The 12,253-nt window shown below is 68.4% G+C and carries 12 protein-coding genes and 1 pseudogene; 7 read left to right on the top strand and 6 right to left on the bottom strand.

Annotation, left to right across the window (positions count from 1 at the left end; translation table 11 throughout):
- Together VMT65_RS37860 and VMT65_RS37855 are read left to right on the top strand one after the other, a co-directional pair.
- Positions 1 to 884 (top strand): annotated as a pseudogene (locus VMT65_RS37860) (Fe-S oxidoreductase); the annotation flags it as partial.
- Positions 885 to 930: 46 nt separating this feature from the next.
- Entirely contained in the window at positions 931 to 1,302 is a 372-nt protein-coding gene (locus VMT65_RS37855; protein ID WP_326313563.1) for a hypothetical protein, read from the top strand.
- Here the strand turns inward: VMT65_RS37855 and VMT65_RS37850 are convergent.
- Complete coding sequence (locus tag VMT65_RS37850) at positions 1,293 to 1,787, bottom strand: hypothetical protein (RefSeq protein ID WP_326313562.1); 495 nt, start codon at positions 1,785 to 1,787, stop codon at positions 1,293 to 1,295. The two genes, VMT65_RS37855 and VMT65_RS37850, sit on opposite strands and share 10 nt — an antisense overlap.
- A 133-nt stretch (positions 1,788 to 1,920) precedes the next feature.
- Positions 1,921 to 2,679: an NUDIX hydrolase gene (locus VMT65_RS37845; RefSeq protein WP_326313561.1), complete on the bottom strand. Its 759-nt coding sequence runs from the start codon at positions 2,677 to 2,679 to the stop codon at positions 1,921 to 1,923.
- A 77-nt stretch (positions 2,680 to 2,756) separates the two neighbouring features.
- Here VMT65_RS37845 and nadA point away from each other — a divergent pair, with 77 nt between their 5' ends.
- The 3 genes from nadA to nadC all read left to right on the top strand — a co-directional run bounded on the left by nadA (position 2,757) and on the right by nadC (position 6,521).
- On the top strand, positions 2,757 to 3,797 hold the full coding sequence (gene nadA, locus VMT65_RS37840) for a quinolinate synthase NadA (protein WP_326313560.1): 1,041 nt from the start codon (positions 2,757 to 2,759) through the stop codon (positions 3,795 to 3,797).
- A 32-nt stretch (positions 3,798 to 3,829) separates the two neighbouring features.
- Positions 3,830 to 5,518, top strand: a complete 1,689-nt coding sequence (locus VMT65_RS37835) for an L-aspartate oxidase (protein WP_326313559.1) — start codon at positions 3,830 to 3,832, stop codon at positions 5,516 to 5,518.
- Between the two features lie 142 nt (positions 5,519 to 5,660).
- Complete coding sequence (gene nadC, locus VMT65_RS37830) at positions 5,661 to 6,521, top strand: carboxylating nicotinate-nucleotide diphosphorylase (RefSeq protein ID WP_326313558.1); 861 nt, start codon at positions 5,661 to 5,663, stop codon at positions 6,519 to 6,521.
- Positions 6,522 to 6,840: 319 nt separating this feature from the next.
- Here the strand turns inward: nadC and VMT65_RS37825 are convergent, their stop codons facing one another.
- Positions 6,841 to 7,311 carry a tellurite resistance TerB family protein gene (locus VMT65_RS37825; RefSeq protein WP_326313557.1) on the bottom strand — a complete coding sequence of 157 codons (471 nt, stop codon included), beginning with the start codon at positions 7,309 to 7,311 and terminating at the stop codon, positions 6,841 to 6,843.
- A 152-nt stretch (positions 7,312 to 7,463) separates the two neighbouring features.
- Positions 7,464 to 8,642: a winged helix DNA-binding domain-containing protein gene (locus VMT65_RS37820; protein ID WP_326313556.1), complete on the bottom strand. Its 1,179-nt coding sequence runs from the start codon at positions 8,640 to 8,642 to the stop codon at positions 7,464 to 7,466.
- Between the two features lie 91 nt (positions 8,643 to 8,733).
- Here VMT65_RS37820 and VMT65_RS37815 point away from each other — a divergent pair, with 91 nt between their 5' ends.
- Entirely contained in the window at positions 8,734 to 9,711 is a 978-nt protein-coding gene (locus VMT65_RS37815) for an alpha/beta hydrolase family protein (RefSeq protein ID WP_442790392.1), read from the top strand.
- Positions 9,712 to 9,715: 4 nt separating this feature from the next.
- Here VMT65_RS37815 and VMT65_RS37810 read toward each other — a convergent pair whose 3' ends face one another.
- Positions 9,716 to 10,441, bottom strand: coding sequence for an SDR family NAD(P)-dependent oxidoreductase (locus tag VMT65_RS37810; RefSeq protein WP_326313554.1), 726 nt, complete (start codon positions 10,439 to 10,441; stop codon positions 9,716 to 9,718).
- Positions 10,442 to 10,546: 105 nt separating this feature from the next.
- On the opposite strand from VMT65_RS37810, the gene VMT65_RS37805 reads away from it, so the two are divergent.
- Positions 10,547 to 11,386, top strand: coding sequence for a LysR family transcriptional regulator (locus VMT65_RS37805; RefSeq protein WP_326313553.1), 840 nt, complete (start codon positions 10,547 to 10,549; stop codon positions 11,384 to 11,386).
- Between the two features lie 260 nt (positions 11,387 to 11,646).
- Here VMT65_RS37805 and VMT65_RS37800 read toward each other — a convergent pair whose 3' ends face one another.
- Complete coding sequence (locus tag VMT65_RS37800; protein ID WP_326313552.1) at positions 11,647 to 12,228, bottom strand: GAP family protein; 582 nt, start codon at positions 12,226 to 12,228, stop codon at positions 11,647 to 11,649.
- Positions 12,229 to 12,253 lie beyond the last annotated feature (25 nt).

Genomic DNA, 12,253 nt, shown 5'->3' with positions numbered 1-12,253 from the left:
AGCTCGGTAAGCGCATCAATATCGACCGTGTCGACGAAGCATTGGACACCCTCGGTGGTGGGAATGAGCCGTCGATGATCGCGACGGGGTGCCCGTTCTGTCGGGTGATGCTCACCGATGGGGTGACTGCCCGCAAGGACGGTGGCGAGGTCGGCCAGGGTGTCGAGGTCGTCGACGTCGCCCAGCTGATGCTGCAGTCCATCGAGCGTGTGGATGCGGTGACGTTGACCGAGAACCTGAAGGTCGTCCAGACCCCGAAGGCCCCCGAGCCCGAACCGGTTCCGGCCCCCGAACCCGCGAAGGCCGCTGTGGCCGAAGCGCCTGCCGAGGCCACGTCGAAGGCGGCTCCGACCGCCAAGCCCGGCGGGCTCGGCATGAAGGGCGGCCTCAAGGCTCCCGGTGGCAAGGGCCTGCAGATGAAGGGTGCCGCCAAGGCTCCGGGCGCGAAGGCCGAAACCGCTTCCGCCGCAGCCGAAGCCTCCGCCGCGGAGGTCCCCGCGACTCCGGCGGCAAAGCCGGGCGGGCTGGCCATGAAGGGCGGCCTCAAGGCCCCCGGTGCCAAGTCTGCTCCGGCCGAATCGGCCCCGGCTGCCGAGGCCAAGCCGTCCATCGCGCCCAAGGGTCTGGCCATGAAGTCCGGCCTGAAGCGCCCCGGACCGAAGGCTCCGGGTGCCGCCGCGCCTGCTGTCCCGGCACCGGAAGCGCCTGCCGCCCTGGCCGATTCGGTTGCGGAGGCCGCCGCTATCCCGGCCGAACCGGAGAGCAACGGAATCGCCGAGGCCAATGGCGTTTCGGAGGCCAATGGCTCGGCCACGCCGCCCGCTGCCAAGCCGGGTGGGCTTGGCTTCAAGTCGGGTATGAAGGCTCCGGGGCGGAAGAATTAGGGGCTTCGGGCGATGAATTCGGGGTCGGCGGGGCGTCTCAATGGTTATGACTGAAGCCATATTCACGACTGTGCTCACCGTTGCCGTGCCGGTGTCCGATCAGGATCGGGCGAAGGGGCTGCTCGAGGGGCTCGGGTTGAAGACGTCGTTCGATAGGGAATTGCGGCCGGGATTTCGGTGGGTGGAGCTGACGTTGGCGGGTGGGGGACCGACATTGTCGCTCGTGCAAGCCAGTTCGGAGTTGCCCGCCGGGATCGACACCGGGATCCGGCTCGGCACACCCGATGCCCGTGCGGCGCGTGCCTTTCTGATCGAGCTCGGTCTCCAGGTGGGCGATCTCCTCGAATGGGAAACCGCCCCACCGATGTTCGAGTTCAGCGACCCCGACGGGAATCGCTTCTACGTCACTCAGTTGTAGCCGGAGGTGAAGCCGAAGCTGAACTGGTGGCCCTTGGAGGTGCAGGTGACCTCGGACCGGAAGCCGCTGCCCGAGCACGTGGCACCGCCATAGGTGAGGGTGGCGTCGGAGCCGTAAGGGGAGTTGGAGCCGGGGGTGGGGCCACCGCCGGAGAGCTGGGGACTGCCGGGGCGGCCGTGCTGGCCCAGTGGGCCGAGGGCCGGGTGGGCGGGCAGGATCGCGACGTCGATGGAGATGTTCGAGACCTGCAGGCCGTACCAGTTCATGGTGCCGTTGGTGATGTCGCAGCCGACATCGCCGTTGGGGCGCATGGCGCAGTTGGCGAGGTTGCCGTAGCTGAAGTAGACCGTGTCGCCGACCAGGTAGTCGGCCGGGTTGGCGACCACCGTGTCGGCGCTCGCGGTCCCAGATCCCGAGATCGATACCGCGGCGACCGCCAAAGCGGCTCCGGCGAGGGCGGATCCGATGCGAACCGGTGATGCCATGACTCTCCTTCGGTGACCTGTCGCTGAGATCGCGGACGTTTTGCCCGTCGGACACAGCGCATTTCGCGTTACATCCGACCGGACCACCCTACGGAGCAATGCTGGCAATTCACTGTCAGTTCCATCCCGCGGGTCACGTCGGCGGGCGAAGGGCGGCGAATTCGTCGGTGACGCGGATTTCGGAGTCGGTGAAGCGGTAGACGGCGGCGGGGCGGCCACCGGAGCGGCCGGGGGAGGCGGTGGCGCCGGTGGGGGTGATCACCTTGCGGCGGGACAGGACTCGCTGCAGGTTCGTGGTGTCCACCTCGTATCCGAGTGCCGCACAGTAGATTTCGCGCAGAGTCGACATGGTGAACGTGTCGGGGGCCAGGCCGAAGGCGATATTGGTGTAGGAAAGCTTGGCGGCCAAGCGGTTTCGGGCGTGGCGGGCCACCGTGCCGTGGTCGAAGGACATGTCCGGCAGGGCCGAGACCGGATGCCAGCGGGTGTCGTGGGGCAGCACCGGCTCGGCGGTCATGGGGACCAAACCCAAATAGGCCGAGGCGATTCGGCGGTCGCCGGGGACCCGGTTCGGATCGCTGAAGACCCAGACCTGTTCGAGGTGGTTCAGCTCGCGGACATCGACCTTCTCGGCGAGCTGGCGCGCGGCCGAGGTGTCGAGATCCTCGTCGTCGCGCAGACGGCCGCCGGGCAGTGACCAGGTGCCCTTGGCGGGGTCCAACGCGCGCTCCCAGAGCAGCACCGCCAATTCGGTGTGCCAGCCGGGCGGGCAGCGGTCGGAAACGGCAATCCCACCCACGCTAGGGCTCTCACCTGCACGAATGGTGTCGGGGAAGCGACGAACCTGGAACACCGCGGTGAGCGTTTCGTGGATGGTGCTACGATGGGCCACGTTTTCGATTCTAAGTCGAAAACCGGTTGGATGCGAATCGGCGAAGTTGCCGGGCGCATGAGAGAAGGAGCCATGCCATGGCTGCAGCACTAGGCGCGACGATGACGCTGACCGAGCGCATCGCCGACGGGCCCTCGGGATTCACCGGTGTCGAGGCCACCCCCGAGTGGGCCGCGGAGATCAAGCGACTGGCGCGCGAGCGCAATGCCACCATCCTGGCGCACAACTACCAGCTCCCGGAGATCCAGGACATCGCCGACCACGTGGGCGACTCCCTGGCACTGTCCCGGATCGCGGCCGAGGCTCCCGAGGACACCATCGTGTTCTGCGGCGTGCACTTCATGGCCGAGACCGCCAAGATCCTGAGCCCGGAGAAGACCGTGCTCATCCCCGACCAGCGCGCGGGCTGCTCGCTGGCCGACTCCATCACCGCCGACGAGCTGCGCGCCTGGAAGGCCGAGCACCCGGACGCGCTGGTGGTCTCCTACGTCAACACCACCGCCGCGGTGAAGGCGCTCACCGACATCTGCTGCACCTCGTCCAATGCCGTCGACGTGGTCGCCTCCATCGACCCGGACCGCGAGGTGCTGTTCCTGCCGGACCAGTTCCTGGGCGCGCACGTCAAGCGCGTCACCGGCCGCGAGAACATGCATATCTGGATGGGCGAATGCCATGTGCACGCGGGCATCAACGGCGACGAGCTCAACGAGCAGGCCCGCACCCACCCGGACGCCGAGCTGTTCGTGCACCCCGAATGCGGTTGCGCCACTTCGGCTCTCTACCTGGCGGGCGCGGGCGAGTTCCCGGCCGAGCGGGTGCACATCCTGTCCACCGGCGGCATGATCGACGCCGCGAAGGCCGCGAAGAGCAACCAGGTGCTGGTCGCCACCGAGGTCGGCATGCTGCACCAGCTGCGCAAGGCCGCCCCCGGCATCGACTTCCAGGCCGTGAACGATCGCGCCTCCTGCAAGTACATGAAGATGATCACCCCCGCCGCCCTGCTCCGCTGCCTGGTGGAGAACCGCGACGAGGTCCACGTCGATCCCGAAACCGCTGCCCTGGCCCGCAATTCGGTCCAGCGCATGATCGAGATCGGCAATCCGGGCGGCGGCGAATAGCCACGCCCACCCCGTCAGGGGAGGGATGAGCAATGGTGAACACATCGATTTCCATCACCTGGGAAGCCGAGGCGGACCTGGTGGTCGTCGGTGGCGGCGTCGCGGGACTGACCGCGGCGCGCACCGCCTCGCGGCAGGGCCTGCGGGTGCTGACGCTCAGCAAGGGCGGACCCACCGACACCTCGACGCAGTACGCGCAGGGCGGCATCGCCGTCGTTGCGCCGCACGGGGATTCGGTGGAATCCCATGTGCACGACACCGTGGTGGCCGGGGCCGGGCTGTGCGACGAGGACGCGGTGCGGTCCATCGTCGAGGGCGGTCAGCACGCGGTGGCGGCACTCACCGATCTCGGCGCGGTCTTCGACCTGGGCCGTGACGGCGAGGTGTCGCGGACCCGCGAGGGCGGGCACAGCACGCGCCGCATCATTCACGCGGGCGGCGACGCCACCGGCGCGGAGGTGCAGCGGGCGCTGAACGCGGCGGGAATGCCGGTGATCTTCGGCGCGGCGGTGCTGGACATCGTCACCGGACCCGAGGGTGTGCGTGGCGTTATCGTGGTGTCGGACAAGGGATTCGGCATCGTGCACGCGCCCGCCGTCCTGCTCGCCACCGGTGGCCTGGGGCAACTGTACGCATGCAGCACCAACCCCGCCGGAGCTACCACGGACGGTATCGCCCTGGCATTGCGCGCCGGGGCGCTGGTCTCCGACCTCGAATTCGTGCAGTTCCACCCGACGGTCTTGTTCACGCCGGGAGGACTGGGCCGTCGCCCGCTGATCAGCGAGGCCGTGCGCGGAGAGGGCGCGATACTCGTGGACACCAAAGGCAATTCGGTGACCGCGGGGGTGCACCCGCGCGGCGATCTGGCTCCGCGCGACGTTGTCTCACGTGCCATCGCGGCGCGCATGGCCGAGCTCGGCACCGACCACGTCTATCTCGATGGCCGCTCGATCGATGGCTTCCCCCAACGGTTTCCGACCATTACCGCGTCGTGCCTGGCGGCGGGCATCGATCCGACAATCGATGTGATCCCGGTCGCCCCCGCCGCCCACTTCCAGTGCGGCGGCATCCTCACCGACGCCCATGGTCGCACCGCGGTTCCCGGCCTGTACGCCGCCGGTGAGGTGGCGCGCACCGGATTGCACGGTGCCAACCGCCTGGCGTCGAACAGCCTCCTCGAGGGCCTGGTCGTCGGCGAGCGTGCGGGCGTGGCCGCCACCGAACGTCGGGGGATGTCCGCCCCGGTCACCGAGGTGGGCCCCCTCCGATTCCCTCGCGCCGACCGGAAACTCCTCCAGGAGTTGATGACCGAACGCGCCGGAGTGGTCCGCGACGGCGACGGCCTGCGCGAAGCGATCCTCCGCATGGTCGGCCTCATCGCCGACAACGCCGCGCCCGATATCACCGTCGAATGGGACCGGAGCCGCACCGTGGACAGCCCCGCTGCGGATTCGGCGGCGGTGATCATCCGCGAGCTGGAGGATTCGGCGCTCACTCTGACCGCGCGGGCGCTGCTGGTCGCGGCGGCGGCGCGGACCGAGAGCCGCGGCTGCCACACTCGCTCGGACTACACCGAGCCACGCGAGGAATTGCGGCGCAGTTCGGTGCTGCGGCTCGGCTCGGACGGGCGTCCGAAGCTGATCACCGACGACGCGGAGCCGGGTGCGGCCGGGCGCTGGGCTACCGCCCGGGGCCGTCTCGTGAACGGCGTGCCGCGATGAAAGACCTTGCCGTCCAGACGGACCCCGCCGCCCAGGACCTCGCGACCGTTGCGCGGAAGGTCACCTCCGCCCGGCACGGTAGATCGGGCGGTGGCGACTCGCGCCGGGGCGCAACACATGTCATCGAACAAGGAGTGCAGTAATGGTTCTCGACGCCGGACTGGATCGCGACGAGATTGTCGCGCTGATCCGCACCGCTCTCGACGAGGATCTGCGGTACGGGCCGGATATCACCACCGTGGCCACGGTGCCGGAGGATGCGGTAGCCAAGGCGGACATGGCTGCTCGGCAGCCGGGGACGGTGGCCGGGTTGGATGTCGGGTTGCTGGTGCTCGATGAAGTGATCGGGGCCGGGAACTACGAGGTCACCGGCCGCGTCGCGGACGGGACGCGGGTGCGGCCGGGCGATAAGGTGCTGAGCCTGGTCGCGCCGACGCGCGGGCTGCTCACCGCCGAGCGGACCATGCTGAATCTGGTGTGTCACCTGTCCGGGATCGCCACCGCCACTTCGCAATGGGCCGACGCGGTCGCCGGGACGAAGTGCCGGGTTCGCGACAGCCGCAAGACCCTGCCCGGGCTGCGCGCGCTGCAGAAGTACGCGGTCCGGGTCGGGGGCGGCGTGAATCACCGCATGGGTCTCGGCGATGCCGCGCTGATCAAGGACAACCATGTGGTGGCGGCTGGCTCGGTGGTTGCCGCGCTGCGTGCCGTGCGGGAGCTGGATCCCGACATCGAGTGCGAGGTCGAGGTGGACAGCCTCGAACAGCTCGACGCGGTGCTCGCCGAGGACGTGGAACTGGTGCTGCTGGACAACTTCCCGCTGTGGGCCACGCAGGCGGCCGTGCAGCGCCGCGATGCTCGCTCCCCGCGCACCAAACTCGAATCCTCGGGCGGACTTTCGCTGGATCAGGCGGCCGATTACGCGCGCACCGGCGTGGATTATCTGGCCGTCGGCGCGCTCACCCATTCGGTCCGGGTACTGGATCTCGGACTCGATATGTGACCTGCTCGATTCGTCCCCGGCGTGCCACTCGGCCGGGGACGAATGCGCTGTTCAGCGGCGATACACAGGCGGATCGACCAACCAGCCGATGCCACCGCATCCCGTGCACAGGATGACCGACCCGTTCGCGGAATACCCTGCGGCCCCGGAGCCTTCGCACCAGGCGCAGTAACGCCAACCCCGATTGGGGTGGACGGTGTCGAGCAGAATATTGAGGAACCCTTGAAGAGCCATGCAGAGTGAATCCCCTCGCTAGGCATTCAAACGTCCCAAGAATGCGCGCTGCGACGGGCCACTGTCCAGCAAAAGCCAGAGGGCTTTACATACCGAATTCGTGCGGGTCCAAGCGCAATACCTGACAAGCCTCGCGAATCACCGTGACCGCGTGGGCGTCGAGTTCGCCCTCGATTCGCCCGACGATCAAACCGATGCGCACCACCGCCCGCGCGTGCTCGGGCTGCTCGGTGGCCTTGGCGATCTGCGCCATCACATACGCGTGCCCGAAGGCCGGGTCCATGATGAGGCGGGCGCAGTTGTCCTCGAACAGGTTTCGCAGATCGTCGGCGGATTGACGGCCGAGCACCTCGTGCGCGCCGACCATTTGGGCGACCCGCATGCGTGCGGCCGGATCGATGCGGCCGTCGGTGGCCGAGAGCACCGCGCACATGCCGAGCGCGGCATCGCGGAAGGACTCGCCCCACAGGTCGTTTCGCGGTTCCGGTCTGGGCGGGCGGCCCGTCGAATCGGTGTGTGGGGAGGCGGGGGAGACCAGCCGATTCGAGAACGCCATGACAAACTCCGTAGAACTTCCGGACCCATGACTCCCCGTGTCCCAGCCCGGACTGTGCGAACCAACGCAATCGACAGTAACAGTCGGCCGCTCGGTAGGCTCGCAGAAAAATCCTGGCACTCAGCTGAGAAGCGGGTCGTGCGGTGTGGCGGTCACGCGGTGAGTTCGCGTTCCAGCGGGGTTCGGAAGCGGGGGATGGGGCGGATGTCGCCGTAGAAGGCGCGCAGGCGTTCGGCCTCGGCGGCGATGGCCTGCTCCGCGTCGGAACCCGCGTCTTCGAGCAGCCGCCAGACGATTTCGCCGTCCGAACGCTGCGCCCAGCCGCCGATGATGCGGCCGTCCCACCAGACGGTGGGGCCGACATTGCCGTTGCGGTCGAACAGGGCGGGCTGATGCGGGCCGAGGTACCAGTCGCGGGACTGCCAGCCCATCGGTGTGGGATCGAGAGCCGGGAGCAGCGCGGCCCAGGGTTCGGGTGGCGGTGTCGGATCCAGGTCGTCGGCGAGGACCAGGCCGGTCTCACCATCGAGGTCCACCTCGACGGTGTCCACGTGGGCCAGCGCCTTGCGCACCTCGCCGAGTGTCCAGCCGGTCCACCATTTGATATCGCTCACCGGTGCGGGACCGAAGGCGCGCAACCACTTCCGCACCAGTTCGGCCCGCGCTGTGTCGACGGGCATGGCCGCAATGCCGTCGGGCAGCCAGGATTCGATGGGTGCCCAGGTGTATTGGCTGCTGCCCCAGCTGCCATTGGGTCGCCCGCGCACGATGCGGCCCTCGCAGCCGAGGGTGACCAGCACCCAGGTGGTGATGTTCGTCGGCTTCGAATACGGCTTGCCCGGCGCGATGTCGACCTGGGTACGCAGGCGCGGCACGTCCTTGCTCAATTGCGCTCCCGTCGCGCTGCCCCGGGCCAGCAGTGCCGCGTGGGTCGCCGCCTCGACCTCGTTCCACCACTTGGTGATGTTCCCGTCGACGACCCCGGCCTGCTCGATATAGCGGGAATAGGTCCGGCGCTGCTTGTGCGCCAAGGCATCCGCGGTGGACGCCTGCAGGACCGGCACCAGGTCGACCGGCGCGACGAACATGGTGCGGCGCATGGCCAGCATGCGCAGCAGCGTCCGATCGTCGTAGAGCGCCTTCTCGATATGGCCGGGCTCGATCGCGATCCCGCGCGCGGCGACCGACAGGTACACCGTCGCCGGATCGGTGGCGTGCAGGACCACCAGGGAACGCGCGATCTCGTCGACCACATCGCTGCGGGTCGGCGTGGCCAGTCGATGCCGGGTTCCCAGCCGAGCCCGCCGCTCCGCGGCATCCATCGAACGCATGGTCGAATCCTAACGGCCCGCAACCCGATCCGGTTGCACCCCGTGCAAGTTTCGGCGTGGGTACCCGGGCCGGCCGCGCCGCCGTGCGACGATGCCGGGCGTGGGTCGATGGCCGGGGTTGCGGGTGATCGGCGCGGTGGCCGGAATGCTCGCCGCGACGATGGTTGCGGCCCCGGAGGTTTCGAGCACCCCGACCGACGGGGTGTCCATGCGGCCCGTGAGCCTGACCGTGGACGGGGAGACCGCCACCGGGCGCGTGTACGAACCCGACGGCGGGGCACGGGGATTGATCGTGGCTGTGCACGGCCACGACGGCAGTGCCAGCGATTTTCCCGAGTACATGGCCTCGTTGGTGCGGCAGACCGGCGCGGCGCTGGTCGCCATGGATCAGCGCTCCGACGACGGCGTGTGGCGCACCGGCGAATGGAACGTCTGGGCGGGATGGCGCGACACCGTGGCCGCCACCCAGTGGTATCGCGGTGAACACCCCGGCATCGGACCGACCGTGCTGTGGGGTTGGAGCCAGGGCGGCGTGACCAGCGGTCTGGCCGCCGCCTACGCCCCACCCGGCACCTACGACTACTGGGTCGACACCTTCGGCCATGCCGAGGACATCAGCGCCTGGCTGCTGTCCAATCTCCCCGGCAAATCCCTCCGGCCCGAAATCGAACGCGACGCGGGCGGGTGCAACCCGCTCACCTGCCCCCAGTCCTACATCGACCGTTCGCCCGCCTTCCAGGCCAGCCGCATCTCCGTGAAGCAGGCGATCCTGCTGCACGGCACCGCGGATGCGTTGGTGCCCTACGCGAGCTCGCTGGAAATGCGGGCCGCCCTCACCGCCACCGGCAAACCCACCTCCCTCTACACGGTCACCACCGGTCGAGACCTGGAGGGCCACATCGTCCCCGGCGAACACGGCATCAACCCGGTCTTCTTCGAATCCGGCTGCGCGGTCGAACGACTCCTGCTCGGCACCGAACCGCTCGGCGGCCACGACTACCTCATCGACATCGCCGCGGGCATCGACACCGCCCCACCCGCCCCGCCGAACGCCAAGTGCGCGGCCTGATTCGTCACCAGGGCACGGCTCCGGCGTCGTCGAAGAATTCGCCGGTCGGTCCGTCGTCGGGCAGGGTCGCGAGGCGAATCGCGATGGCCGCGCCCTGTTGCGGGGTGCGGACGCCCTGGAAGCCGTTGAGGTCGGTGGCGGTGTAACCGGGGCAGCCGCAGTTGATCAGGATGTTGGTGTCGCGCAGCTCTTTCGCGTACTGGATGGTGACAGCGTTGAGGAACGTCTTCGACGGCGAGTACGCGGCGGAGATCGGGCCCGTATCGAGGCCGGGGGCCGTTTGCAGGGACAGCGAGCCGACGCTGCTGGAGAGATTGACGATTCGCGGTGCGGCCGAGGCGCGCAGCATGGGCAGCATCGCGTTGGTGACGCGGATGACGCCGATCACGTTGGTTTCCACGGCGGCTCGCACGGTCGCGGGATCGACGGTGGTCGGGGTCTGCGGCGTGCCGCCGGTGATCGCGGCATTGTTGACCAGAACATCGAGCCCCCCGGCCTGCTCGGCAATCAATTCCGCTGCCGCGGAAACACTTTCGTCATCGGTCACATCGAGCGGCACCCCGAACGCGTCCACACCCGCCGCGCGCAACTTCTCCACCGCGGTGTCGCGGCGATCCCGATCCCGCGCGCCCACCCCGATTCGCCAGCCCAGCGCGCCCAACCCGGCGGCGATCTCGTATCCGATTCCCTTGTTCGCGCCGGTCACCAGCGCGATCGTCTGTTCACTCATATCGCCGATCCTGCTGCGGCCCCGGGTACGGCGTCCAAGACCGATCGGGTGGTCGGCCATACCGCACGGGTATTGGTCATGGTCACCGCCGGATACCATGACCCGGTGGAGACGCGAGAGATGCGATATTTCGTCGCCGTCGCCGAGGAACTGCACTTCGGCCGCGCGGCCCAGCGCCTCTCGATGGCCCAGCCACCGCTCTCGCGCGCGATTCAGCAGTTGGAACGGCGACTGGGAGTCGTTCTGCTGCACCGAGGTTCACGCGCGATCACCTTGACCGAGGCCGGTTCGGTATTGCTCCGCGAGGCCCGGGCCGCCCTCGAAGCGGTCGAAGCCGCCGAACGCCGCACCCGCCGGGCCGCCGCCGACCGGCCGGGCATAGTGCTGGCCACGAAGGCCGGGGCGTCCAGCGAACTACTGTCGAAGCTCCTGCACGCCTACGCCGCCGAACCGAACGCCGTGCCAGTAGAAGTGATCCTGTCCGGCCCCGGCGAACAGGAGCGCCTCCTACGCGACGGCCGCGCCGACGTAGCCCTCCTCCACCGCCCCTTCGACTCCACAACCGGTTTCGCCACCGAAGACCTCCACACCGAACCCCAGGTCCTGGTCCTCCCCGCGGGCCACCCCTTAGCCACCCGCCCCCACATCTCGATGGCCGAGGTCGAATCCCAGACGGACCTCCCCTTCCCCCGCTGGCCCCGCCGAGACGGCACCTACCCCGACGGCCCCGGCCCCCAAATCCGCGACCACACCCAACTAACCCAACTAATCGCCCTCGGCCGAACCTGCGCCATAATGCCCGACTCCGTCCGCCCCCACCTCCGCGAAAACCACGCCATAGTCCCGGTATCGGACGCCTCACCCGTCACCACAGTCATAGCCTGGCCACCCCACAACACCTCCCAACCCCTAGCCACCCTCGTCCACACCGCAACCCGCCTCTAACCCCCACCCCGCAGCCAAACCCCCACCCGCCGTTACCGCTCCAGCACTACCAACGCCCTTCGTGATCGTGCCATGGCCTCGGAAGCGGATGGAGCGACCCGGGGCTCGGCAGCAGCCGGGGCGCGGTCGGGGAGTGGCGGGCGCGTGCCGGGTCTGGAGGATGGGCCTATCCGTGCACTAATCGCTGTTGGAAGGCAGGTTTCTGTCAATTTGGTCGTCATTGGGCAGGTTTTGGCCCATGATCAACTTTGGGTGGGTGGTCAGGGCGGCGTCAGCGCTCGGATCGATTGGGGGGCTGCTATAGCGACGAGTGGTTGCGGGTTGCGTTCGCTACGAGGGCCGCTCCGAAGATTAGGAACAGGATTCGGATCGATAAACGGTGGTCGGGGGTCTCGGAGCGAGAGCATTGCCAGTGCGGTCAGGTATGGGACTGCTGTTGGTGCTTGACCTAGGCCGACACCGGCGCCGATCAGGCCCAGTAGTGCGGGGCGTCGGCGTGCTTCTATCGCCCAGGGTGGGATTGCGGCGGTCGCGCCGCTCGGTAGGCGAACTGCGCCCAGTAGCAGTAGGACGACTCCGGCGATGAGTTCTGCCCGGTAGCGGATGGTCGGGGTGATGTCGAAGTGCAGGAGATCTGTCAGGAAGCTCAGGCCCAGTACCGTGCAGATCCCGAAGGCTGTGGTGACGGCGAAGATTCCCGCGATGAAGCTCAAGGCACCCGGGACCGGGGAGCGGCGACCTAGTCGGCTGTCGACGATCACCGCCGCGGTGATGCCTATGTTCAGGACGTGCAGGGAATCCAGGAAGGCGAAGCCCGCGAGCGCCAGTAGCAAGATCAGCATGACTTGACCGACCATACAGTTCGCA

It is taken from the genome of Nocardia sp. CDC153, assembly GCF_035818515.1.
Classification (GTDB): Bacteria; Actinomycetota; Actinomycetes; order Mycobacteriales; family Mycobacteriaceae; genus Nocardia.
Note: the sequence above shows the minus strand (reverse complement) of the source record. Positions and strands in the feature narration are given on the sequence as shown.

Coding starts and splice junctions, on each gene's coding strand:
- VMT65_RS37855 (WP_326313563.1), top strand. CDS start 931: ATGACTGAAGCCATATTCACGACTGTGCTCACCGTTGCCGTGCCGGTG.
- VMT65_RS37850 (WP_326313562.1), bottom strand. CDS start 1,787: ATGGCATCACCGGTTCGCATCGGATCCGCCCTCGCCGGAGCCGCTTTG.
- nadA (WP_326313560.1), top strand. CDS start 2,757: ATGGCTGCAGCACTAGGCGCGACGATGACGCTGACCGAGCGCATCGCC.
- VMT65_RS37835 (WP_326313559.1), top strand. CDS start 3,830: ATGGTGAACACATCGATTTCCATCACCTGGGAAGCCGAGGCGGACCTG.
- nadC (WP_326313558.1), top strand. CDS start 5,661: ATGGTTCTCGACGCCGGACTGGATCGCGACGAGATTGTCGCGCTGATC.
- VMT65_RS37825 (WP_326313557.1), bottom strand. CDS start 7,311: ATGGCGTTCTCGAATCGGCTGGTCTCCCCCGCCTCCCCACACACCGAT.
- VMT65_RS37820 (WP_326313556.1), bottom strand. CDS start 8,642: ATGCGTTCGATGGATGCCGCGGAGCGGCGGGCTCGGCTGGGAACCCGG.
- VMT65_RS37815 (WP_442790392.1), top strand. CDS start 8,734: ATGCCGGGCGTGGGTCGATGGCCGGGGTTGCGGGTGATCGGCGCGGTG.
- VMT65_RS37810 (WP_326313554.1), bottom strand. CDS start 10,441: ATGAGTGAACAGACGATCGCGCTGGTGACCGGCGCGAACAAGGGAATC.
- VMT65_RS37800 (WP_326313552.1), bottom strand. CDS start 12,228: ATGCTGATCTTGCTACTGGCGCTCGCGGGCTTCGCCTTCCTGGATTCC.